General features: G+C 37.1%; 17 protein-coding genes. 12 read left to right on the top strand and 5 right to left on the bottom strand.

The features are described 5' to 3' along the window. Position 1: 1 nt before the first annotated feature. The 5 genes from KO02_RS20270 to KO02_RS24300 form a co-directional block, all read right to left on the bottom strand. Positions 2-3,061, bottom strand: coding sequence for a SusC/RagA family TonB-linked outer membrane protein (locus tag KO02_RS20270; RefSeq protein ID WP_081918441.1), 3,060 nt, complete (start codon positions 3,059-3,061; stop codon positions 2-4). Between the two features lie 500 nt (positions 3,062-3,561). Then, entirely contained in the window at positions 3,562-4,284 is a 723-nt protein-coding gene (locus KO02_RS20265) for a hypothetical protein (RefSeq protein ID WP_038701249.1), read from the bottom strand. A 76-nt stretch (positions 4,285-4,360) separates the two neighbouring features. Continuing rightward, entirely contained in the window at positions 4,361-5,275 is a 915-nt protein-coding gene (locus KO02_RS20260; RefSeq protein ID WP_038701247.1) for an EamA family transporter, read from the bottom strand. Next, positions 5,275-5,661 (bottom strand): RidA family protein, encoded by a 387-nt coding sequence (locus KO02_RS20255; RefSeq protein WP_038701245.1) that lies wholly within the window; start codon positions 5,659-5,661, stop codon positions 5,275-5,277. Before KO02_RS20255 ends, KO02_RS20260 begins: the two co-directional genes overlap by 1 nt. Before the next feature lie 10 nt (positions 5,662-5,671). Next, complete coding sequence (locus KO02_RS24300; protein ID WP_316929689.1) at positions 5,672-5,746, bottom strand: hypothetical protein; 75 nt, start codon at positions 5,744-5,746, stop codon at positions 5,672-5,674. Positions 5,747-5,871: 125 nt separating this feature from the next. Here KO02_RS24300 and nagA point away from each other — a divergent pair, with 125 nt between their 5' ends. The 12 genes from nagA to KO02_RS24170 all read left to right on the top strand — a co-directional run bounded on the left by nagA (position 5,872) and on the right by KO02_RS24170 (position 26,721). Beyond that, the gene (gene nagA / locus KO02_RS20250) at positions 5,872-6,981 is read left to right on the top strand and encodes an N-acetylglucosamine-6-phosphate deacetylase (protein ID WP_038701243.1); all 1,110 of its coding nucleotides are present in this window, start codon (positions 5,872-5,874) and stop codon (positions 6,979-6,981) included. Positions 6,982-7,153: 172 nt separating this feature from the next. After that, a complete protein-coding gene (locus tag KO02_RS20245; protein WP_038701241.1) occupies positions 7,154-8,764 on the top strand; it encodes a glycoside hydrolase family 10 protein in 1,611 nt (536 codons plus the stop codon). Between the two features lie 168 nt (positions 8,765-8,932). Further along, the gene (locus KO02_RS20240) at positions 8,933-9,484 is read left to right on the top strand and encodes an acyl-CoA thioesterase (protein ID WP_038701239.1); all 552 of its coding nucleotides are present in this window, start codon (positions 8,933-8,935) and stop codon (positions 9,482-9,484) included. A gap of 251 nt (positions 9,485-9,735) precedes the next feature. Beyond that, positions 9,736-12,897 (top strand): SusC/RagA family TonB-linked outer membrane protein, encoded by a 3,162-nt coding sequence (locus tag KO02_RS20235; protein ID WP_038701237.1) that lies wholly within the window; start codon positions 9,736-9,738, stop codon positions 12,895-12,897. A gap of 11 nt (positions 12,898-12,908) precedes the next feature. Further along, positions 12,909-14,681, top strand: coding sequence for a SusD/RagB family nutrient-binding outer membrane lipoprotein (locus KO02_RS20230; protein WP_051960102.1), 1,773 nt, complete (start codon positions 12,909-12,911; stop codon positions 14,679-14,681). Between the two features lie 67 nt (positions 14,682-14,748). Then, positions 14,749-15,393: an N-acetylmuramoyl-L-alanine amidase gene (locus tag KO02_RS20225; protein WP_038701233.1), complete on the top strand. Its 645-nt coding sequence runs from the start codon at positions 14,749-14,751 to the stop codon at positions 15,391-15,393. Between the two features lie 482 nt (positions 15,394-15,875). Next, positions 15,876-17,108 carry an exo-beta-N-acetylmuramidase NamZ domain-containing protein gene (locus tag KO02_RS20220; protein ID WP_038701231.1) on the top strand — a complete coding sequence of 411 codons (1,233 nt, stop codon included), beginning with the start codon at positions 15,876-15,878 and terminating at the stop codon, positions 17,106-17,108. Between the two features lie 42 nt (positions 17,109-17,150). Continuing rightward, positions 17,151-20,453, top strand: a complete 3,303-nt coding sequence (locus KO02_RS20215; RefSeq protein ID WP_051960100.1) for a SusC/RagA family TonB-linked outer membrane protein — start codon at positions 17,151-17,153, stop codon at positions 20,451-20,453. A gap of 4 nt (positions 20,454-20,457) precedes the next feature. Then, the gene (locus KO02_RS20210) at positions 20,458-22,197 is read left to right on the top strand and encodes a RagB/SusD family nutrient uptake outer membrane protein (RefSeq protein WP_038701229.1); all 1,740 of its coding nucleotides are present in this window, start codon (positions 20,458-20,460) and stop codon (positions 22,195-22,197) included. Between the two features lie 122 nt (positions 22,198-22,319). Further along, positions 22,320-24,173, top strand: a complete 1,854-nt coding sequence (locus KO02_RS20205) for a PQQ-binding-like beta-propeller repeat protein (RefSeq protein WP_200878574.1) — start codon at positions 22,320-22,322, stop codon at positions 24,171-24,173. Positions 24,174-24,193: 20 nt separating this feature from the next. After that, the gene (locus KO02_RS20200) at positions 24,194-26,020 is read left to right on the top strand and encodes a glycoside hydrolase family 9 protein (RefSeq protein ID WP_235212297.1); all 1,827 of its coding nucleotides are present in this window, start codon (positions 24,194-24,196) and stop codon (positions 26,018-26,020) included. Positions 26,021-26,058: 38 nt separating this feature from the next. Beyond that, a complete protein-coding gene (locus KO02_RS24170; protein ID WP_235212296.1) occupies positions 26,059-26,721 on the top strand; it encodes a polysaccharide deacetylase family protein in 663 nt (220 codons plus the stop codon). The last annotated feature ends 12 nt before the right edge of the window (positions 26,722-26,733 follow it).

Genomic DNA, 26,733 nt, shown 5'->3' with positions numbered 1-26,733 from the left:
TTTAGAAAGTTGCATTTAATGTTAGACCATAGTTTCTAGTTGCAGGCATCATGAAGATATCTACACCGCTTAATGAATTTCCGGTTGACATGGTTACTTCTGGATCAAAAGGAGCTTTTTTCGTGATGTAGAATAAGTTTCTTCCGACTGCATTAACGCGAAGTTTTTTAAAGAAGCTATCTTTGATATTGAAGTCGTAACCTAATGTTAATTCACGTAATCTTACAACCGTTCCATCATAGATATATTGGCTGCTTACAGGTCCCATGCCGGCAGTTGAAGTATACCATTGTTCAGCATCTACCGTAGTTACTGCAGCTCCTCCTGGTGTGATTCCATTAATTGGAACTCCTCCATTTGTACGGGCATCACCACTCGCTTGCGATACACCATATCCATCTAACAAGGCCTGAGTAACAGACATCACTTCATAATCAAATTTACCATCGATCAAGAAGCTTAGGTTGAAGTTTTTGTAATTAAAACTATTGTTCCACCCCATTTGCCAAAGTGGATTGGAGTTTCCAAGTTTGGTAAATGCATTGTTTTTTTGTGGGATACCATCTTCAGAAATGAGGATTTGGCCCTGATCATTGCGTACGAAATCTTGACCATAGATATCTCCAAATGAACCTCCGACTTCCAATTTGGATGCGAAATTATTACGACTTTCACCTGTTAATGTAAATTCTTTGATGTTGTCATCTAGTTTTACAATCTTATTTTTATTGTAAGTAAAGTTTAGGCTTGTAGTCCAAGTAAAATTATCATTCTTGATCGCATCTAATGAAACTAAGGCTTCTACCCCTTGATTTTGAATATCTCCGGCATTGATGGCATATTGCTCGTTGAGCGATGCGTGACTTGCTGCGATTTTAAAGAATTGATTGGTTGTATTGGTTTTATAATAAGTCAAATCGACGTTCAATCGATTATTCCACATCCGCCATTCTGTACCAATCTCCAGAGATGTAGTTTTCTCTGGTTTTAGTGTCTTTAAAAATGCAATGTCATTGACCGTCAATACTGCATAAGGATCTAATTTATTTGTGAGCAAGGTTGTGTATGGAGGTAAGTCATTTCCAACGCTTGCGTATGAACCTCTTATTTTTGCCATATTGATAAACTCAGGCATATTCAGTTTCTCATTTAGCACAATACCTAATCCTGCTGAAGGGTATGTAAATGAGTAGGAGTTCGTGAAAGCCAAGGTGCTAGCCCAGTCATTACGGGCTGTCAGATCTAAATAGATCCAATTGTCATAGGCTAAATTGGCCGATGCAAACACCGATTGTAATTGTCTTCTGTTTGCAGATAATGTTTTGGTTACCGGTGTCGTGGTATTTTGGATAAAAAATTGGTTAGGTATTTTTAATCCTTCTTTACCGCTGTTGAAATCCGTTCCTTCAGTTTTCCAGTCTGTGATACTGGTTCCGACCAATCCTGTTATCTGTAATTTGTCGCCAATATTAAAATTCATGTTGGCTACTAAATCACCATATTGCTGTGTAATGGTTGTATTGGTGTAGCTGTAAGCACCATTTTCTCGAGCTAAGATATGTTGGGTACCTGCATATGCTTTTCTATCCCATACTTCACTTGTACGATCTACGCTTCCTCTTGCTTGGATGCTTATCCATGGTGCGATTTTATATTTTGCGCTACCATTTAAGAGAAGTCGGTTTCTTGTCGATTTTGTTGAATTGCGATTGGTGATCCACCAAGGGTTTTGTTGTGTGGTCTCATCATCAGTGAGCGTATACCAGTTTTGCTCATTGAGATTACGATTGGGATTGAATGTTTCGTAATTTCTATATTTTTGGATATCGATACTTCTGGGTAATAAATAGAGGCCCACCAAGGGGTTGTAATAAAAACCTGCAGTAGGAGCATTATCCAATTTTTGAGTAATATAATTAGCGCTTCCCTCTACAGTAAGTTTATCATCAAAGAATTTGGCGCTTTCTTTCAGGTTGAAGTTGTGCCGTGTCATATCATTATTCGGCGTAATTCCTTTTGCAAGGGTGTTTGCATAAGAAAAGTAGGTTTGGTTTTTCTCATTTCCGCCAGATAAGGTTAACGAATTAGTGAAATTACTGCCTGTTCGGAAAAAATGATCAACATTATTGTAATTACTTTCGTTCGTTTTATCGCCCCAACTAAATACACTGGTATTACTATTTTTACCTTTAGAACCTTGACCATATTGATGTTGGAATTCAGGTAAAGAAGTCGCTTGTTCTATCTGTGCACTTGAAGAAAAATTAACTGTTGTACGGCCGTCTTTGCCTGATTTTGTTGTAATTAAAATAACGCCATTAGCCGCTTGACTACCATATAGTGCAGCAGCTGAAGCTCCTTTTAGGACAGATATATTTTCAATATCTTCTGGATTGATCATGGCAATTGGATCTCCTGGGTCACGCTGCCCTCCAAAAACATCGTCTGGCTGTGTGCCTAATGTTTGGTTGTTTATTGGTACACCATCTACGACATATAATACTTGATTATTTCCCGATGCTGATTTATTACCACGTAATACCACTTTTGCAGATCCACCTGGCCCAGATGAACTGGAAGCAATGTTTACTCCTGCAACTTTACCATTCAGATTATTGGCTAAGTTGGTGCTTTTGACGCGATTCAGTTCATCACCGCTAACTTGTTGAGTAGAGTAAGTCAAGGATTTTTGAGTACGACTGATCCCTAATGCAGTAACGACCACACTTTCCAGTTGTTGGGTCTGTTGTACAAGACTCACGGTTACGGTTGTCTCGTTGGGAGCTAGTGTAATGGTTTTGGTTTCATATCCAACAACACTGATACTCAAAATACGATTTTTATCGTCAACGTTAATTTGAAAAATACCACTGGCATCCGATGAACGCGCAGTTGATGTTCCCAAGACTTTAATAGTAGCTCCTGCTATTGGGGATTTTGATTGATTATCTACAATAGTACCCTTCACTTGATTGTTTTGGGCATGGAGTAAAGATACTGAAAAGAGCATTGTCGGAACGATACTCAATACCTTTAGAGTTGTTTGTAATTTATGATTCATTCAGTATAATATGTGTTATGATCAAATTATGTCTTTTACACATTTCATAAGAATAGATTTTATGAGCAATGGCTAATTCAATTTAGCTCATTGGTTAGTAGATGTCTTATATTGAGAAGTGGAAGGGCGCGTATCTCGTAAACGTAATAAAAATCAATATAAGAGTGAACGAGACTCTTTATCTCGTAAAATGAAATCTAAAATACTATTGTTTTGTAAATTTTGAAAATGTTTATAACAAATTTGATACAGTAAGATTTGCCTATGTAGTTATTGCTCTTAAAATCAACTTGTTGTGATTTGTCATTTTTTTTGAATAATTCTTTTTGTATCATTTCTCGGCTTTGAATCCTAGAAGTAATATAGTTGAATAAATATTTTACTGGTCGTCAAGTTATATATGCTGCAGATATATATTGTCGTAGCCTTTTAGGGCTCATTCAATCAATCAGCCATTAGTTAGGAATGGCTGGTTGATTTAAAATTTTGATGTACCTTCATTATTCGGAGAGTTCAACTACAGGTTTATTGTTGACGCACGTTATGCCAGTTGGAAAAATATATCTTCCTGTTGAACAATCTGGTTTTTCATGTTTCATTATATTTATTTTTAATGAATTGTAACGTGCGACGTCCTTCTTGATTTCGGTTACGTCAGCCGTTCTTAGGTAGGGTAGGTAATCATACCCACAATCTTTTAACAATATGGTCGTTGTCCAGTTGTCTATACCATTACAGGTTAGGTTGGCCAAATAAGTATCAATCTTGATTTTTACTGGTATTATTTGTGCTTTGCTTTCCTCGAGGCTTAGATCTGCGATATATAAGAGTTTTGCTTTTCCGTTTTCACAGATTAACTGTGTGGGTTCGGTCTGGTGCAAAATGTTCTCTTCACATAGTTCGTAGATAATACCTTCTTTAACACCTGCTTTCTCTGCTTTGGATTGCATATCGATATATTCATTCCAAAGTTTGTCAAACTTTGCCTTGATGTTTTTATGCATAGGAAAATAGGAATGTCCACACCAATAGTTTGCTACTTTTTCAATGTTCCATTTAGTGATGTCTGTACAGGGCTCCGTAGCTATGAGCTGCGCAATGGCCTCCCTTTTCTTATTCGCCAAATCTTCCCATTGCTGTGAAGTGGTATCATCTTTTTTGCATGCGCTAAAAAGGAAAATAAAGAGCGTGAAATAGCTAAGCTGTGCTAGAGTTTTTGTCATAAGTGGTTGGTTTATATAATGAATGATTTCATTATATTCCTATAACGTGAATTCAATTTCTTTTGCTACAATGTATTTATCTTTTTAGGCGAGCAAATACTTTGTCATAGTTAAAAACCAATATAGCTATTAAGATAAAACCGTATGCCCAATATTTATAGGAGTCTAATTGTTCCTCAAAATATGTGACTGCAAGTGTGAAAGCAATGATGGGGTTAATATACAGCATGATACCGAGCGTGGAAGAAGATATTTTCTTTAGAGCGTACATACTGGAGAATAATGGGAGGATGGTAAATAATAATGCCATAGCTAAAGTAACCTTCCAAAACGTGCTGTCTTGAGGTATTGGACTTTGGTCTATTAACATTTGTGGTATGATAAAAAGCGTACATATAGCGAGTTGTATGGCCAACATGTTGAGTTTATCAAAGCCCTGTATGACACGCTGTAAAACGAGGTAAAAGGCATATAATGCACCAATAGTTATCGACCATAATACTTCTGTGAGGGATCCTGTTGCTAGCATGACCACCCCTACACCGGCAATAAGTAAAGATAGTTTTTGTGTGGTACTTAAGTTTTCTTTTAGAATAAAATACCCAGTAGCTGTAGTAATCAATGGACATAGGATATAAGCAAATGCACCAGCTTGGACACTAATACTATTGATACAATAGATATAGGTATACCAGTTTGCAAATAAAAATATGGCTGAAAAAAGCGTGAGATAGCTGATCCTAATTCTTTTATTTTTGGGTAATTGTTGAAAATGATGGTAATCAACTTTGAGTTCTGCTTTTCTAAAAATCAGGTTGAACAGCCATAGGAGTAAAACCGCTAATAGGATACGATAATGGAGTATATCCTCTGCCGACCAATTTTTTAATAGGCGTATAGGAACAGCCATAAACCCCCAAATAAGTGGTGCTAAAAAAGCCGCTAAGAAATACTTTCCGCGGCTTTCAGTATCTTGTTTTATGTTTTCCATTAATCTTTCCAGGCAATCACGGAGATTTCGACATTTACATTTTTGGGAAGTGTCTTGACAGCAACGCACTCACGTGCAGGTTGTGCAGAAGTGAAATACTGCGCATATACTTCATTGACTGTTGAAAAATCATCCATGCTGCTTAAGAAAATCGATGCTTTTACAACGTCTTCAAAGGTATAACCGGCATTTTTCAGGATGGCATCAACGTTCTTCAATACTTGGTGTGCTTCATCTGCAACGCCAGTTGTGATCAATTCCATCGTTTCAGGAACTAATGGGATTTGTCCGGATACATATAAAGTTTTATCGGCTTTTATCGCTTGATTGTAAGGTCCAATTGCGGCCGGAGCTTTTTCCGTATTTAAAATAATTTTTTGAGACATATGTTGGTATTTAGGATGCTATGAAAATTTTATAAATCAGCGCTAGAATGAATACGATGATTGCTATGGCATTGATAATGTGCATAGCTTTTAGATTGCCGTTCGTGGGGCGATTGGGGTCTTTTTTTCTAAAAAAGTACATGGAACTAAGTTACGCTTGTATTTTGATAATCGCAATGATTATCTTTAAAGAATCAAAAATAAAAGACAATGAATAAACTTGCTTTAGTGGGCGGAAGGATTTTTTCAGATTATGACCTGTTTGAAAATAGAGCACTTATTGTGGAAGATGGTAAAGTTATAGCGATGGTCGATCCTGCAGAAATTCCTGATGATTGCCAACAGATAGATGTGCATGGAGCCAATATCTGTGCGGGTTTAATTGACCTACAGTTATATGGTGATGGAGACGATCTTTTTTCTGCTCAATTGACCTCTGAATCATTACAGCGAATTTCGGACCGATTGGTGAGCAAAGGTACCACTTCATATATGATGACTTTGGCAACGAATACTTTTTCAGTTTTTAAAGAAGCTATTCGGGTTGCGAGTCATTTTCACCATGATGCGCTGTTGGGTTTACATCTTGAAGGTCCTTTTCTGAATGTGAAGAAGCGTGGTGCGCATCCTGCAGAATTGATTGTGAAAGCTACGAAAGAAAACATTAAAGAATTGTTTGGTGAGCACAATATGGTAGTGAAAATGATGACCATTGCTCCGGAGTGTATGGATGATGATGTGCTAGAATACCTACAATCTTATGAACTATTATTGAGTGCTGGACATAGCAATGCTACATCTATAGAAGGGATAAAAGGTTTTGATTTAGGTATACCAACAAGTACGCACTTGTTCAATGCCATGTCTCCGTTGCATCATCGAGAAATAGGTATGGTAGGGGCTATCTTCAATCATCCGACAGCCTGTTCGAGTATCATAGTGGACGGGCACCATGTCAATTTTGAAGCAGTGAAAATTGCGAAAAAACAGATGGGTGAGCGTTTGTTTTTGATTACGGACGCTGTTGCTGCATGTTCGGAGGGGATTTATCAACATGTACTCAACGATGGTTATTATTCACTTCCTGATGGTACGATTTCAGGAGCCGCAGTTTCCTTGTTTGAGTCTGTTAAGAATGCTGTACTTCGGGTTGATATTCCCTTGGAGGAAGCGATTCGTATGGCTACAACCTATCCAGCGCGACTACTTAAAAGATCAGATATTGGTAACTTGAACTGCGGTAGTATCGCCAATTTGTTGATATTCTCTTCAGATTTTGAACTTCAAAACGTGATGGTTAAAGGAGAGTTGATATCGTAATAATTAGACTGATACAGAAATTTAAACCACACATTTTTGTATAAAAGAAATCTTTATAATTAAGAATAAATCGGTATAATTTGTTTCATATACAATTTTAATTGCATTGTATATGAAACAAATTTATCTAAGTTTGTAGCTTAATTCTGAAACATCACATTAACATTTTTAGATGAAACATCACTTATTAATATTGACTGTTGCGCTGTTCTTATTTTCCTGTTCTTCAAAAAAGAATAGAAAACAAGAGGAAGTAAAGGGCACTCCCGCAGTTGTTGTGCAACAGCATCCCGATAAAAAGGATAAACCTCAACGTGAAAAAGTAAAAACTACTATTCAAGAGAAAAAGGTTGAAACACCTAAAGAAGTTGTTGTTGAGCTTCCTGAGGTACAACGTGAATTTCGTGCTGCCTGGATTGCTTCAGTCGCAAATATCAACTGGCCAAGTAAGAATTTTTTGTCTACGGCTGAACAAAAGCAAGAAGTAATCCAGATTTTGGATTTTTTGAAAGCAAATAACTTTAATGCAGCTATTTTTCAGGTACGTCCTTCTTCCGATGCTTTGTATAAAAGTGATTTAGAACCTTGGTCTTATTTTTTAACCGGAGAGCAGGGAAAAGCACCCTTTCCATATTATGATCCATTGGAATATTGGGTCGAAGAGGCACATAAAAGAGGTATTGAATTACATGTTTGGTTAAATCCATATCGTGCGCATCATACCTCTGGTGGAAAAGTGACGGAATCGTCCATGGCTAAAAAAATGCCAAATTCAGTCGTTCGTCTAAAACAAGGATGGTATTGGTTTGATCCATCGAAAAAATCGACACAGGATCATGCTGTTCGTGTCGTGATGGACATTGTTAAGCGTTATGATATTGATGGTGTTCATTTTGATGATTATTTCTATCCGTATGCCGAATACAACGGTGGACAGGATTTTCCAGATAATGACAGCTGGAATGACTATAAAAAAAGCGGTGGGACATTGGCGCGTGCAGATTGGCGTAGAAATAGTGTCAATACATTTGTTGAACGTATCTATAAAGAAATTAAAGCAGAGAAGAATTTTGTAAAATTTGGAATTAGTCCATTTGGAATATGGAAGCCGGGTTATCCTGCAGGTATTCAAGGCTCCAGTCAGTATGATCAATTGTATGCAGATGCAAAACTTTGGTTGAACAAGGGATGGATTGATTATTACACTCCACAATTGTACTGGCCTATTCAACCTGCTAAACAAAGCTTTACGACCTTATTGAAATGGTGGGAAAGTGAAAATACGATGCATAGACATTTGTGGCCAGGTATCAATACTGTTGGGAAGCGTACAGCAGAACACCCAACTGAAATTGTAAATCAAATTGCGGCAATGCGCAATATCGTGCCGAATAGTAAAGGTATTGTTCATTGGAGCTTAGCTGGTTTGATTAAAAATCCAGCGATGACAAAGGCGGTTTTTGAAGGTCCTTACCAGAATAAAGTGTTGATCCCAAGAACACCTTGGTTGAATGCGAATCCGATGCTGAAGCCATCATTGTTGTTGACACCAGAGAAGGAGTTTGTATTTGCGAAGTGGCAACATAAACAAGTGGATCAAGTTTTTCATTGGGTGCTTTATACCAATTATGGTGGCGAGTGGTCGTATGAGATTTTAGATCCTTCAGTGACGGCTAAGGAACTTATGAAAAGTAAGAATGGCAAAAAATTGCAATATGTTGCGGTTAAAGCAGTGGACCGATTGAGTAATGAAAGTCCCTATATAGCAGAAGAGATAAAATAGTGATCAAGAATTTATTGAAAGGGGGTATCCAAGGCGGATATCCCCTTTTTTTGTTTCGATGAAATAGTTTCATAAGCTATTTAATAGATTTTGATAGATTTTTTTTTGCGCTATTGATTGAAATGTGACGATTTGGAATTAGAATTTTTCCAAGCTATATTTAGTTCTATGGAAGAAGTTTATAAAAAAGCCGGTGAATCTGTTATACGGATGTCGCAATTGATGTTGCCTTCGAATGCCAATTTTGGAGGTAAGATACATGGTGGCTATGTACTATCGTTGATGGATCAGATCGCATTTGCAGTAGCCTCTAAGTTTTCCGGGCATTACTGTGTGACGGCATCTGTAGGGAAAGTTAATTTTTTAAAACCTATTGAAGTTGGTGAATTGGTGACGCTTATCGCATCAGTCAATTTTGTAGGCAATAGTTCGATGGAGGTTGGTATTCGTGTTGAATCGATGAATATACAATCCGGTGAAACTAAACATTGCAACTCATCTTATTTTACGATGGTGGCAAAGGATGCTAATGGGAAATCTGTTCGTGTGCCACGTTTAATATTAGGGAGTGAAAAAGAGGTCTTTCGATTTTATAACAGTATTGTTAAGATTGAAATTGAAAGAGAGCGGGAACGGGCAATCTTGGATATAGAATTTGATTCTGAAGAACAGCTTAATTATATCAGACAGCATTATGATGTGAAAATAGCATTGGATTGATTTATGTAATTGAGTTAGTGTAGTGAGTTTTCGTGCTTTATTTTGCGTTTTATTTTTCTTAATCATGCAATTTCAATCGATTGTGTTACATATTAAACGCTTCAATGTGTGTTTTTAGGCTTATTTGAAAAATAATTGCGCATAATATTGCAAAACTTAGAACCTTTTTATACTATTGTAGTATAATTATTATAAACCTGTCGGGATAGAACCATCCGATATGAACAATTGCTACTATCTAACTTATTATTATGAATAGAAAATTACTCTTATTCTGTTCGGGAGTGATGTTATCTACCAGTTTATGGGCACAAACGAAAACTATTTCGGGAAAAGTGACCAATGCATCTGATGGAACATCCATGTCGAATGTTACAGTAAGCATAAAAGGCAAAGCTGTAAGTACGCAAACCAATCCAGATGGAAGTTTTACAATCAAAGCCGAATCTGGAGATGTGCTTATTTTTAGTACCATTGGTTCCAAGCCAATGCGAGAGACCGTGGGTTCAAGCTCTACCGTAAATATTTCGCTTTCGAGCAGTGAAGAGGCTCTGAGCGAGGTTATTGTGACGGCCATGGGAATAAAGAAGGAGAAAAAGGCTTTGGGATATGCTGTTCAGGATATCAAATCGGACGAGCTGATGAAGAATAAAACGGCAAATGTAATTAACTCTTTAGCAGGTAAAATTGCTGGTGTCAATGTCACGCAATCATCGGGAGCAGCAGGAGCAGGAGCACAAATTATTTTGAGAGGAGGTACTTCTTTAGAACGAGATAATCAGCCACTATTTGTAGTTGATGGTGTTATTTATGATAATTCAACAGTTATTGGAGGCAACAGTGCTTTCGACGGCGCTCAAGCAACTTCAACTTCAAATAGTAATCGGGTAATGGATGTCAACCCAGAAGATATTGATAATGTTTCTGTTTTGAAAGGTCCTGCAGCAGCAGCCTTATATGGGTCAAGAGCCGCAGCCGGTGCCATTATTATCACAACTAAGAAGGGAAAAGATGGTCGGACTGAAATTGGATTTTCAAGTCGTGTTTCCAATAACTGGGTCAATCGATTACCTGAACAGCAAAGTAAATACAAAAGGGGTATATATAATAGTCAAGGGTTATTAGATAGCTATACTACACAATCTTGGGGAGAAAAATTTGGTGCTGATGATGTGATGTATAATAATATTGAAGACTTTTTTCAAAACTCAACAATCTTTGATAATTCAGTGAATTTATCGGGGGGTAATCAAAATGGTTCATTCTATTTATCTGGTTCCCGCTTTGACCAAAAAGGTATCATTCCGAATACAAGCTTCGATAAAACCACATTTCGATTTAATGGTGATCAAAAATTTGGTAAGTTAATCGTTGGTGCAAATGTTGCCTACTCGCTATCAAATACAGATAAGACATTGACTTCGGCAGGCTTATGGGGTTCGGGAGGTTCTGGAGCTTTGGAATCACTCTATGGTTGGTCTAGGAGTGAGAATATGAAGAAGTATCTCAATGATGATGGCACAAAGTATCGACTTTTTGAAGGCTTACAACCGTTGCAGGATGATATTGAAAATCCTTATTGGACAATCAATAAGAATAAACTTGGTGATAATACCGAACGTTTTACAGGTAGCCTTAATGCGACCATGCCAATTTTTGATTGGTGGAATGTCACTTACCGTGTAGGTACAGATAGTTATTTGACTAAAAATTCTACAAAATTAGCTTCCGGTGGTGCTGTAAAACCATTGTGGCAAGAAGGGATGATGTCTGAAAGCGATTTTAAATTTAATTATTGGTCTTCTAATTTGATGTCAGATTTCAATAAAAAAGTAGGTGATTTCGAGTTGGGTGCTTTAGTGGGTTTCTTTTCAGAGCAAACAAAGACGACTAACAATCAAAAAATGGGTTATCGTTTGCAAGTTGAAGATTTTTATAGTTTTGAAAATATCGAACCTGCAAATAAGCAATTTCGGGTAACAAATGCTATGAAACGCTTATTTGGTGCATATGGTGAGTTGCGTGCTTCTTACAAGAATATGTTGTATTTAAATGTAACAGGAAGGAACGATTGGACTTCCACATTACCAATGGAGAATCATTCCTATTTTTACCCATCAGTTGGTGGAAGTTTTGTTTTTACAGAGTTGCTAAAGGATAAAGGGTTAGATTGGTTGAACTTTGGTAAGTTACGTGCTTCTTATGCGCGAGTAGGTAAGGATGCAAACCCTTACGTTACCAATACCTATCTCTGGAGACCAATCTCTCATCTGGGAGAAATTGTTGGAGTTGGTAATAATTGGCAAAAAGGCAATCCATATTTGAAACCAGAAACAACAGGCTCTTTTGAGATTGGTGCTGAATTGCGTTTCTTTAATGGTCGATTGGGTATAGATTATGCTTATTATACCAATAATTCCTATAACCAAATCCTCTCTCCACGTTTAGGTCAATCTACTGGTTATATCTTTATCTCTGTTAATGGTGGCGATATTTATAATAAAGGAATGGAGTTGTCATTAACAGGTAAACCGATTGTTACAAAGGATTTTGTATGGGAATCTACCTTAAATATGTCTAGAAATAAAGGTACTGTTGATAATTTATTGGCTGGGGTTGATATTTTGTATGTGACGGATGTTCAAGTGGGTAATGCGAAGGCAGCTTCATTTAATGGTGGTAATTTTATGGGAATATCGGGATCCCGATGGACACGTACAGCTAATGGTCAAGTTGTTTTAGATGCAAATACCGGCATGCCTGTCAGTGATAATCTGTTGACCTATGATATAGGTAATCGCGAACCAAAATTAACCGGAGGTTTCAATAACAGCTTAACCTATAAAAACTTCAATTTATCATTTTTGTTGGATTTTAGAATAGGAGGAGATGTTTATAATGGAACCGATTATGCGATGACATTAAATGGTATGAGTAAACGTTCGGAAGATCGAGATGAATTGATTTTAAGTGGAGCCGTACGCAATGGAGGGACAGATTTGGATCCAATTTATATGGATAAAACATTTACGTTTTTAGCCGATCAGTTTTATGATGTTAAAGGTGTACAGACTAGTGGGAAAAGTATAATTCAAGATTATTGGAGAGATTTTTATGCTCGTGAAAGTGCAAATTTTATGACCAAAACAAATTGGTTAAGGTTGAGAAGTGTTTCTATGTCTTATAACTTTTCAAATGGGGTTCTTAAAAATGCAGGTATTTCGAATGTTGTAAAAGGCTTAACGGCAACCCTGACAGGAACCAATCTATGGCTATGGACAAATTATAAAGGATTGGACCCTGAAACTTCTGCTGCAGGTTCTGGAGTCGTGGGGTCAAGTTCCGTAGGTATTGATTTTAACGGTGTACCAAATACAGCGGGGGTGATGTTTGGATTAAACTTTAAATTTTAAGATTGAAACTCATGAATAAGTATAGAAAAATATTAACATTACTACTTGTTGTAACCCTATTTTCTTCTTGTAGTAAAAATTGGTTAGATATTAATGTCGACCCCAATACACCGTCTAGTACAGTTGCTTCAGTAAAGAGTCGATTGGCCTGGATTCAACACTATTATTTGTATGCGCAAGGTACTGCTGGAACGAGAGCAAATTTTATAACACAACAATTGACTTTTGTCAATAGTTCAGGGCAACAAAGTATGACTGCTGGTTGGAATCCAATCGCGGGCATGTCAACGACCCCATATCAATTCTTTTTTGTAGGTGCTGGTTCTAATTTCCAGGATATGGAAGCTAAGGCTACTGCCGAAAGTGCTTATCATTATTTAGGTGCTACTAAAGCCATTCGTGCAATGGGCTTTATGTTGATGGTAGATTGGTATGGTGAAATGCCTTACACAGAGGCATTAGGTGAAGAGATCACACCTAAATTTGATGACGGTAAAACGATATTCGAAGGTTGTCTATCAGATATTGATCAAGCGATTGAGTATTTTAAAATGCAACAACCAAGTACGGCCACTCCACTATCTGAAGGCGATAGTTGGAATGGTGGTGATGTAAATAAATGGTTGAAAATGTGTTATGGATTAAAAGCAAGATGGCTAAATAACTTATCTAAGAAGTCAAGTCTGTACAAGCCAGATGCTATATTATTAGCTCTTGAAAATGCGCCCTTGTCCATTGGGGAAGGAACTACTGTGTCGCATATTGATGATCAAGCAGATAATATCGGTGATATTTTATTTGCCGATCCTGTGAAAACTTCTATTGTATTTGATAATGCAGGGATGAATACGAGCACGCTTATTACAAAGTGGTATGAAGATATCTTGACTAACTTTGATCAAAAAGGTATTGAAGATCCAAGAGCTGATAAACTTCTTCCATGGGCAGAGTATGGTATTCCTAAGAAATTCGTTCGGAGTAAAGGTGTGGATATGCAATCAACAATTCGTATGAATGCAGGACCATTGACATCTGCATATAATGAAAGCGATGTACCAATTAATAATAATGGTCGTACAATAGCTCCCCATACTTGGTATGTTAATTCTGCGAATAATGCACGTTGGGGAGATACTGTTTATGTATCAATAAAAAGTAGCTCCAAGGGCTACGACAATGATGCTTCAGATATATATAAATGGAAAGATGGTGTAGTCGCTGCTTCGGGAACATTTTACTCTCGACCTGATGCGCCAACACATTTGTTAGGCTATCCTGAGATGTGTTTTATAAAAGCAGAGGTATTGTTTAATAAAGGGGATAAGGCAGGTGCATTTGAAGCTTACAAATCCGGTATTAAGGGACATATTGATTTGATGAATATGAAATTAAGTACCTATGGTAATATAAACCCGAGTAAGTCTCCGATGACAGATGTTAAGATAGATAATTTCTTGAGTAATGGTATCGGTACGGCTGGCAATATTACTTTAGCTAAAATTATGATTCAAAAATCAATAGCCTTATCCTTTTCACAACAAAATTGGAACGATATGCGGAGATATGATTTTAGCAACCTTGTTTATCCCGGATGGAAAGTGCCTTATGAATATACGGTTACGGCAGCTGCCCAAACAAAGATACCGCAAGGAAAACAGTTTAGAAGAGTGCGTCAGGTATCACATGAAATAAATTATAATGCTGAGAACTTGCGAGCGTCACATCCAAATGCTCTGAATGATGATATTTGGTCATTCCCAGTTTGGTGGGATATCAAAGAATAATTTATATTTGAAAGCCGCAATAAAATGCGGCTTTCTTTTTTATCGTTTTACTAATTATTTCATTAATATGAAAAATCTTTTGCGATTAATTTTTACCCTATTTCCTGTTTTAGTTTTTGCCCAAACTCCAACTATCATTCAAAAGCCGATTACTTGGAATGCGGAGCGTGAGCAGCTCTCTCTGGAGTATCTTAAAAATCGACATGGTATATTGCAGGAAAATGCTTATATCCATCCTACGATGGTTGTGGTTCATTGGACGGCAAATAACAGTGTTCAGGCTACTTTTAATACTTTTAACCCCGTATTATTACCCGGTAGGCCGGAATTAACGAAGGCTAGTACATTGAACGTATCCTCACAGTATGTCATCGATAGAGATGGCACTATTTATCAATTTTTACCCGATACCGTGTTTGCAAGACACACAATTGGTTTAAATTATTGTGCAATAGGTATTGAAAATATTGGCGGGGATAAGTATCCACTTACCGCTGCACAGTTAAAGGCCAATGAAGCACTTATACGACAATTGAAAAGTAAATATCCGATAGACTTTGTGATTGGACATCACGAGTACAAAACCTTTCGTAATACTACTTATTGGAAAGAAACAGATCCTAATTATATCACGTTAAAGTCTGATCCTGGTGATGTTTTCATGGTTAAATTGCGAAAAAAATTGGCTGATTTGAAATTATCCTCCCTATAGAACTGCTGAAAATTAATGTGTAAATATATGGAGTCCTTATGGACTCCTTTTTTGTATTCGCATTTTTTCCTTTGATTGTTTGAAATTTAATCGATTTTATAAATGTATTTATATCCCGTGTGATGTTTTTGGATTGAATTTTTAATAAATCCTTAATTGCTGTTTTATGCTACACTTTGCTTTAGTATCACAAATGTTACATACTAGTGTATATGGTACACTAATTTAGCTTTTGTAAACGTTAAGAATTGTTAATAAATAGCTATATTTCAATGACTTATGATGTTTTTGATATTTTTAATGTTAAAAACTGTTAAAAAGTTACAGGTGTATTTTGTTTGAAATAAAAGTGACTACTTACTTTGTTTTGCGTTTTTGTAAGTGATTTAGTTAAAAAAACGAAAACATCTACTTACATTTATTCTCGAATTATTAACTATTTGGCAGTATGATAGATAGGCTATCATCAATTTTAATTAAATATGAAAAGACTATTTGCATTCCTTGCATTGACGAGTTTTCTTACTTTCACTTCGTGTGCAAGTAAATTAGCAGTTGTAAATCAGGCTTCTTTTACTTCTATCAATAATAACACTCAGATCTTAACTGGAGCAGATCAGTTAGCTATTTATCTACCGATGTTAAAAGGTAAGAAGGTAGGTGTTATGGGGAACCAAACTTCTATAGTTGGGCAATCAAAAACACATTTAGTTGATGTGCTATTGCACGAACAAATAAATCTGAAATTTGCTTTTGCACCTGAGCACGGATTTAGGGGTGATGTGGAGAGAGGTGAGAAATTTGATAATGACGTTGATTCAAAAACTGGATTGCCATTATATACTTTATATGGGGGTAACCAGAAACAAGATTCTATTGTAAAGTCAATTGATGTCATGATATTTGATCTACAGGATGTTGGTGCTCGTTTTTACACCTATATCACGTCGTTACATCGTGTGATGGAATTATGTGCCAAGCATAATAAGAAATTAATAATATTAGATCGACCTAATCCCAATGGAGATCAAGTTGATGGACCTGTGAGACACGATGATAAATTCAAATCTGATGTTTCTTGGCATAAAATAGCTATGATCCATGGCTTGACTATAGGTGAATTGGCGCAGATGATAAATGGCGAAAAGTGGTTGGAAGATGGCAGACAATGTGATGTCACTATTATTCCGGTGCAAGGTTATGACCACACGATGATGTATGACCTGCCTGTAGTCCCTTCCCCAAGTCTACCTAATGCATTGTCAGTACGGCTATACCTATCATTATGTCTTTTTGAAGGCACGGATATTTCTGTAGGTCGTGGAACGGACTGGCCATTCCAAATTATTGGCTATAACAATCCTGTATATGGATCATTTACTTTCACTCCTGGTGAACGCCATGGTATGACAAAACATGTTGAGGGAAAGGGCGCTGTTAATTATGGTCTTGACCTTAGAAATATTATTCCTTCTGAACATAAGTTTACGTTAAAATTCCTTTTGGATTTTTATAATAAAACTCCTGACAAATCGACTTTTTTCGCTCGGCCTGCTTTTTTTGATAAGCTAGCTGGTACAGATCAATTACGGTTGCAAATTCTTGCTGGGAAATCAGAGCAAGATATTAGAGCTTCATGGGCATCTGACTTAGAGGTCTATAAATTGATGCGTAAAAAGTATTTATTATATCCTGATTTTGAACAAACAAACTAATTTACAATATAAAAATCTATTATTTTAAAACGCTACAATACAATGAGAAAATTTATACTATTTTCTGTTGCAGTGGGATTGAGTGCGCCTTCCAAGTCTTTCAGTAATGTAAGCAAAGAGAGTGTTCTGAATAATCCTAAAGTAACACAGTCACTTCTAGCTTCATCCAAATCTGCACTTCAAAATGCAGTTCAAGGAGTAGTGACAGGACCAGATGGGCCAATGTCGGAGGTGAGTGTAGTAGTTATTGGAGGAACTGCCGCTACTAAAACTGATGCTCAAGGTCAATTCAAAATTACGGCTACTGTTGGTAGCAAACTGAGATTTTCTTCTATTGGTTACGTTTCGCAAGATGTGGTAGTTTCTTCAAATACGATTAATATCATACTTCAGGAAGATAATCTGGCTTTAGACGAGGTTGTTGTTGTTGGTTATGGTAGTCAGAAGAGATCAAATGTTACAGGATCTGTTACAACTGTAGATGCAGCTAAAACTTTTGAAACGCGTCCGATTACCGATGCTGGTAGAGCGTTGCAAGGTGCGGTTTCTGGTTTGACAATTTCAAGCCCCAGTGGTGATTTAGGTGGTGATCCACAAATCAGATTGCGTGGTGTGAGTGGTTCTTTACAAACAAGTGGTGGTGCTTCTCCTTTAATCTTGGTAGATGGTGTCGAGGTACCGAGCTTGTCGATGATAAACCCTACAGATATTGAGTCTATGTCTGTTATTAAAGATGCTTCAGCTGCGATTTACGGTTCAAGAGCAGCTTGGGGTGTCGTATTAATTAAGACAAAATCCGGCAAACGCAATACAAAGACAAGTATCAATTATTCTAATAATTTTGCTTGGCAGAAACCTACAACTACGCCAAAATTGGCGTCAGCTCCAGACGGTGTTCGTGCGGGTCTCTTGGCTATGCAAAGAACGAACCCTGCGCTAGCGGGCTATTCAAATCTTGGTATTCGTTATGATGATTATGCCATTGATAAGATGAGAGAATGGAATCAGTTGTATGAAGGTCAGGATCTTGGTAGTGATATGTTGGAAGGACGTGATTATGAAGTAAAGGACGGAAATCTATATGTTCATCGATCATGGGATGCAGAAGATCTTTTTATGAAAGATTTTACTCCACAACAAAATCACAATTTAAGCATTGCAGGTGGATCTGAAAAAGTGAATTACAATGCAGGATTTGGATTAGTGAGTCAGTCTGGTGTTTTGAAAGTCAACTCTGATCAATATAATCGTTATAATTTTAACTTAGGTGTTAATGCGGATATTACCAGCTGGTTGACAGGGTATGCTAAAGTATTGTACTCAGCTTCGGATGTAACTAAACCATTTATCTTTAATACTTCTGAAACTTATGACCCGTGGTTTTATTTATATAGATGGCAAAGAAACTACCCTTATGGAACAATTGATGGCGTAGGTACTCGTAACGCGATTACTGAAACGGAGCAAGCTAATATGAATCTGACAAAAGATAATATGGCCCGTTTTACTTTTGGAGCAAAAGCTACGATTCTACCGGGTTTGGTTATAGATGGAGATTATTCATACACCTCGTTTACAAATAAATACAATGAAAATGGTGGTTCTGTTTCTGGGTATGATTTTTGGAATTTAGGTGGTTTCAAACAATCAACATGGACTTCGGAGCAATTTAATAGGGTCAAGATTCAACGTGGTTTTAATGATCGTCATGTCGGAAACTTATATGCTACTTTCAGTAAAAGTCTAAATCAACATAATTTTAAGGTTATGGCTGGTGCAAATGCTGAACTGTATAATGCAGATATGGTATATTCTCAGAGATTGGGTTTATTAGATCCTGCATTTCCTCAAATAGGCTTGGCTGACGGAACGATAACTGCTGGTTCTGAAGTATCACATTGGTCTACTTTGGGCTTTTTTGGTCGTATAAACTATGATTTTGCAGATAAATATTTAGTAGAGGTCCTTGCTCGTAAAGATGGTTCGTCTCGTTTTAATAAAGCAAATACTTGGGGGTTTTTCCCTGCAGCATCTTTGGGGTATGTTGTTTCGAAAGAAGATTATATGGATTGGTCCAAGTCATTTTTGGATTTCTTCAAGATACGAGCTTCTATTGGTAGTGTTGGTAATCAGACTGTTCCTAATTCATTATACCTATCTACTTTAAGAACGGATGTTTCGGATTGGGTAATTAATGGGGAGAATAAAGTGACGATGACGACACCTTCTGTTGTATCGGAAGATCTTACTTGGGAGACGGTGACGACTAAAGAAATCGGTTTTGATGCGGTGTTCTTCAAAAACAAGTTGAATGTAACGTTCAATAAATATAGACGTACTGTTTCAGATTTAATCACAGGGGGAGTAATGCAACCTGCTAGTTTTGGAGCACCGTCTCCATTGCGGAATTTTGGTGAAATGCAAACCAACGGTTGGGAATTGGAGTTAGCGTATAACCACCAATTTTCAAATGGTTTAGGCATGCGATTGTCAGGTCAGTTATCTGATTACACAGAGAAAATCTCTAAATACGATGGTTCTGCACTTGTATATGCATCAGGTTTGTCTTCAAATTATGCGGGTAAGATGATTGGAGAAATCTGGGGTTATGAAACCGATCGATTGTTTCAAGAAGGTGATTTCACAAAAGATAATTCAGGTCAATACATCTTAAATGGTGGTATTCCTTCTCAATCATATTATGAGACAGCAACCTTGAAATATGGGCCTGGAGATGTAAAGTACAAGGATCTGAATGGTGACGGTGTGATTGGTGTGGGTGATGGAACGGTGGAAAATCCAGGGGATCGTAAAATTCTTGGAAATACAACACCTAGATACCAATATGGTTTCCGTGCAGATTTTAATTATAAAGGCTTTGACTTAGGGGTCTTTGTACAAGGTGTAGGTGAGCGTAGTGTATGGGCAGGTGGAGCATTAGCTATCCCAGGCTGGCGTCCAGGTGAAGCATGGTACGATTATCAAATGGATTATTGGACACCGGAAAATACCGATGCTTATTATTACCGTCCGACAGATCAATTGCAGAGCAATGAAATATTCAATGCAATGCCACAGAGTAGATATTTGATGAATATGTCTTACGTTCGTCTAAAGAACTTAACCTTTGGTTATTCTTTACCTGAAGAGGTTGTTAAAAGAGCGAAATTTCAGAAAGCTCGTATTTTCTTCTCTGGTGAGAATCTATTTGAAATAACAAATTTGGATGTTCCAATTGATCCAGAGACTGATTATACAGTAAAAGGTAAAAATGATAAAAACTCATTTGGTCGTTCGTATCCATATCGTAGAACTTTTTCTTTTGGAGTTCAATTAACATTTTAGTAACATGAAATATTTAAAATATATAGCTATTGTAAGTCTTTTGGGGTTCAGTTCGTGTTCCAAAGATTTCTTGGGCAATGATTTTTTGGTAAAGGAACCTCTGGATCAATTGTCAGACCCTGCATTTTGGTCTTCTGAAAATAATGTAAGAACTTATACTTACGGTTTTTATAATTCTTATTTTAAGGGTTATGGAAAAAATAACACTTGGGGAATTTATTTTTCAGGTCAAAGTTTGAATGATGATTTTGCCCCAACTTCACCGGCAGAATTTACCTTAAATGTCCCTACTTCTGGTGGTGGATGGTCACCAGCTTTACCGACATCGCAAACGGTGGCGGGAACAAAATCTTATTATTCAAGGATTAGAAAAGCGAACCAGTTTATTGAGAGTGTACCAATCGCTCCTATATCGGAAGAAGCTAAAAATCATTGGTCTGGAATAGGTCGTTTTTTTCGTGCTCTTGAGTATGCTAATTTTGTCAACAGTTTTGGGGATGTGCCGTATATCGATCACGTAATGACCGAAAATGATGCAGATCTCTATCGTAACAAAGATTCGAGAACTTTTGTGATGGATAAAGTGTTGGCAGATTTTAAATTTGCAGCTGAAAATGTTCGTGCTGCGGACGGTGCAGATAAACAGGCTGTCAATAAGTATGTGGTATTGGCATATATGTCTCGGGTTTTCTTATTTGAGGGGACTTGGTTGAAATATCATGATATTGATAAAGAAAAGGCCAAGGCTTATCTAGAGGCTTCGAAATGGGCATCTGAAGAAATTATTAAATCAGGTAAATTTTCTTTGGGTTCGGACTATCGTGCTTTATTCTCTTCGGAATCTTTAGTTGGTCATTCGGAGATGATTTTGTTTAAAGAATATGTGAATGGTGTTTTGCAACATGCATTGATGTCTTATAATAATAAAGAGGCACAGTCAGGTATTTCTAAGGATGCCATTGATAATTACTTAGCAAAGGATGGTTTACCGATTGGTAAGTCAAAAGTATATAAGGGTGATCTTTCTGTAGGTGATGTTCTTGCTAATCGTGATGGACGTCTATCTGCAATTGTTGTTCCTGAATTAAGATTAATGAGTGTCGTAGCTAATTATTCAAGTTCGGGTTACTCGACTAGAAAATTCTTGAATGATAAGTTGAAAGATGATGTATTGGGTTCCAGTTATTTAAATATTACTGATGCTCCAATTTTACGTTATGGAGAGGTGTTGGTTAATTATGCAGAAGCTGCAGCAGAGTTGGGTATTTTAACGCAACAAGATTTGGATATCTCTATTAACAAATTGCGTTCTCGTAATGGTGTTGATCTTCCAGCTTTGCAAATAATAGGTGATAATCCTGCTGTTGAAGGTGTTATTTATGATGACCCTAAACGTGATGCAGATGTGTCAAGTATAATTTGGGAAGTACGTAGAGAAAGACGATCTGAACTTATTTTTGAAGGACTGCGATTAGATGATTTACGTCGATGGAAAAAATTAACATACGCAGATACAGATAAACACCCCTCTATTAATCGTGGAGCATATTTAGATCTTTCAAAATATCCGAATGGTTTAAAAGGTGTATTCGTTGATGGAGATGGTATTAAAGGTTATATCATTCCATCTTTTGTCAATAAACGTGTGGTTTTGGATAAGTATTATTTGAATCCGATTCCAATAGATCAGATTGCATTGTACGCAGATCATGGTGTTACCTTAAATCAAAATCCAGGTTGGTAATCGATTCATAGCATAAAAAGGGCCATCTATTTTAGATGACCCTTTTTTTATGCCAATTTTATTATAAATATCGCACAAACACGCATAGTTTCGTATATTTACCTTAATAACTAATTCTTAATATGATGAAGAGAACCTATAGTATTATTTGTACGTTGATTTTTGCCTTTAATTTCTTGAATGCGCAAACTTTCAAATTTGCGCATGTTACTGATACACATGTTGGTGGTGCTACAGGAGAAGAGGATTTACGCCGTACGGTAAAGGATCTTAATACGTTAAAAGATATTGACTTTGTTATTCTATCGGGTGATATTACCGAATTTGGAGCAGATGATGAGTTGGAGTTGGCAAAGCGAATTTTAGATAGTCTTGTATTGCCATGGTATGTGATTCCTGGTAACCATGATGGTAATTGGTCTGAAAATGGAGCTAATAGTTTCCGACGTGTTTTTGGAGGAGAAACGTTTTTTTTTAAACACAAAGGTTTTATGTTTTTGGGGACGAACTCAGGACCGAATATGCGGATGAGCCCAGGTCAGATTCCGCGAGAGAATCTGGTTTGGATGGACTCTATTTTTAATGCGAATCCTGATCGTAATACTCCCTTAATTTATATCAATCATTATCCACAAGATTCTTCTTTGAATAATTGGTTTGAAGCTTTGGATCGGGTGAAGTCTAGAAATGTACAGTTGGCTTTTTGTGGACATGGGCATACGAATAAAGTATATGATTGGGAAGGAATTCCGGGTGTAATGGGTAGGTCGAACTTGCGAGCAAAAAGCGAATTTGGGGGTTATAATATTGTGACAATAGACCAGGGTAAGGCTACTTATCAAGAACGTACAGTTGAGGGGATATATTTGGATCCTTGGGCAGTGATTGCATTAAAGAACCATCACTTTGAATTGGATAAAACAAAATATCCTCGACCAAATTACACTGTCAATGATAAATATGCAGCGCAAGTTGCTGTAGATTGGGAATTTCAAGATGCAAGTGATATTGGAGCTGGAATGTCTCTTTATAAGAACTTGCTTATAACAGCAAATACTTCAGGTGAAATTTTTGCTTTAGATAGTAAGACAGGGGAAAAGAAGTGGTCATTCAAAACTGGGGGTAAAGTTTATGCTACACCTGCTACATGGAAAGGAGTTGCAGTGGTTGGTTCTTCTGATCATCATATCTATGGATTGGATGCGGAGACTGGTTTGTTGAAATGGAAAGTCAAAACAGAAAAGGAGGTGTTGGGGTCGCCTTTGATTCATAATGGTACAGCATATATTGGTGGATCAGATGGGGTTTTCAGAGCGCTGGAGGTCATGACTGGAAAACAGAAATGGAACTTCAATGGCGTAAAAGGTTATGTGTCTACACTTCCAACCTACTATCAAGGTTTAATTATTTTTGGTTCATGGGGTAATGGTTTTTATGCTTTAAATGCTAAGTCAGGAGCTTTGGAATGGGAATGGAACAATGGTCATGCTAATCGTATGTTTTCAGCAGCAGCTTGTTATCCTGTTGCGGTGAATAATACCATTTTTGTAGTCGCTCCAGATCGCTTTATGACCGCATTAAATGCAAAAGATGGTGAGGTGATATGGAGAGAGAAGAAAGATCCTATCCGGGTGAGAGAGTCTATGGGGCTTTCTGCTAATCATAAATATGTTTATGTGAAAACGATGGACGGTGATTTGCTTGGTGTTTCAACAAAAGGACGTGAAATGCAAGTGTCATGGAAATCAAGTTTAAAACTTCCTTACGAATTGACCCCATCAGCTGTAGCTACAAATGGAAAAATTGTTTTTGTACCGAGTCATTCAGGATTGTTGTCAGCTGTTGATGCTAAATCGGGTGCTGTTTTATGGCAGTATAAAATTTCGAATGGCATGGTCAATCCAATGCTTGTTTTGGGTAATAAAGAGATCGTCTGCAGTACAATGGATGGTAAAATTGTTAAACTAAAGTTTTAACTTTATAAAAGTTCTAAATTATGAAATTAAGTACACAAAACTTATTACATTTACAACGAGTTTTTATGCTTGTTTTTGCATGTTTTGTTTTTAACTTTGCGAAAGCGCAAGAACAGGCATGGATTAGAGTAAACCAATTAGGGTATACACCTTCAGGAATAAAGGTTGCTGTATTTGGGGGAAAGGAAAAGGGGAACTACATACAGTTTGAGTTGATTGATGTGAAAACGCAGAAACGCGTATTTTCTAATACTATAGGTAAAGATTTTGGTTCGTATGGCCCATTTGTACAGAGTTTTAGGTTTGATTTCTCAGCTTATCGCGATACAGGGTCTTACTATTTAAAGGTTGGAGATGTGAAATCTCCTGTTTTTAAGATTGGAAAAGATGTTTACAAAGGAGCTGCGGATTTTGCTCTCCGTTATATGCGTCAGCAGAGAACACTTTTTAATCCATACCTACAAGATAGTTGCCATACACATGATGGGTTTGTTTTGCATGCAAACAAAGTGGGGATCGCTGATAGTACGCAAATTGATGCAGGTGGAGGTTGGCATGATGCTTCTGATTACTTACAGTACTCGACCACCTCAGCAAATGCAACTTATCATCTGTTGGCTGCCTACCGTGATTTTCCAAATGTATTTGGCGATCAGAAGCAAGCAAATGGGTTAGATGGGGAAAATGGGCGTGCTGATGTCCTGGACGAGGCAAAATGGGGGTTGGATTGGTTGATTAAGATGCATCCTGCACCAAACTTAATGTTTAATCAGATTGCAGATGATAGGGACCACACGAATATGAGGATGCCTGGAGAAGACCCTTTCTATGGAAGGGGATACGAACGGCCTGTTTATTTTATTGATGGTGAACCACAGCAACGTGGGAAATTTATGAATAATACGACAGGTACAAGCTCTACAGCAGCAAAATTTTCGAGTGCTTTTCACCTTGGTAGTTCATTATTTTGGGGCGATGATAAAAAGTATGCGAAAACCCTGGCTAAAAAAGCGAAGACGGCCTATAGTTTTGCATTAATAAAACCAGGGGTAACACAAACGGTATCAGTAAAATCTCCATATATCTATGCTGAGGATAATTGGGTGGATGATATGGAGTTGGCAGGAGCAATGTTTTATGGAGCGACTAACAATAAGAAGTTTTTAAAAGAATCGATGGGATATGCGAGACAAGAAAAAATTACTCCTTGGATGACGACTGATACAGCTGCGCATTATCAATGGTATCCATTTATTAATCTAGGTCACTATGAACTGGGTAAACAGTTAAAAGGCAATGATCGCGAGGAAATTGTCTCATATTATAAATCAGGAATAGAGCAGGTTTTTGCTAGAGCGGAAAAAAATGCATTTTATAGAGGGGTACCTTTTATTTGGTGCAGTAATAATTTGACGGTATCCTTTGCTATTCAATGTTTATGGTATAAAGAGTTGACAAGTGATGTGCAGTATGATGAATTGGCACAAGCAAATATCGATTGGTTGTTTGGGACAAACCCTTGGGGTACAAGTATGGTTTATGGCTTACCTTCTTGGGGAGATACGCCAGTTAATCCACATTCTGCTTTTACCCATTTGAAGAATTTTCCGATTGATGGCGGGTTGGTTGATGGGCCTATTATGACATCGACTTATCGTAATTTGATTGGTATAAAGTTATTGAATGAGGATTTATATGCTCCATTTCAAAGTGATTTAGTTGTTTATCACGATGACTACGGAGATTATAGTACAAATGAACCGACAATGGATGGGACTGCATCTTTAATATATTTGTTGGCATCTCAAGAGCAAAAGGCAATCGAGGAGCCTCAAGTAAAAAAGTAGTAACGGACGCCTACGGAGCAATCGTGAGGGGGGATAGTTTGCAAAAGCAGATTGCTCTTGTCTTTACAGGACATGATTTAGCTGAGGGTGGATTAAGTGTACTCAATACATTAAAGAGTAGATCAATAAAAGGGTCGTTTTTTTTGACAGGAGATTTTTTGAGAACAACAAAATTTCGATCTGTTGTGAATGAAATAAAAAAAAATAAGCATTATATTTCAGCTCATTCTGATAAACATTTATTGTTTAGTGAATGGGGAAATAGGATTGATTTATTAGTAACAAAAGATTCATTTGTCCATGATTTGGATATGAATTTTAAGGAATTGGAAAAAATGGGTTTTGGTACCGATAATAAATATTTTATTCCTTCTTATGAATGGTATAATCAAGAGATTGTGAAATGGAGTAGAGAGATGGGGTATATTCCTATTAACTATACACCTGGATTACGAACTGCTGCAGATTATAGTTATCCTGAAATGGGAGCGCGGTATTTATCATCTGAGGATATCGAAGCGGGTTTGTGGAAAGAGAATAAAAAACCTAACGGTTTAAATGGATTTATCGTGCTCATACATATGGGTACGGACTCACGTAGAAAGGATAAATTCTATGATCGTTTGGGTGAAATGATAGATCAGTTAAAGGGAGAGGGATATCAATTTGTTGATATTCGTGCGTTATTACAATACAATTAAAGAAAATTTACA

It is taken from the genome of Sphingobacterium sp. ML3W (assembly GCF_000747525.1).
Lineage (GTDB): Bacteria > Bacteroidota > Bacteroidia > Sphingobacteriales > Sphingobacteriaceae > Sphingobacterium.
Note: the sequence above shows the minus strand (reverse complement) of the source record. Positions and strands in the feature narration are given on the sequence as shown.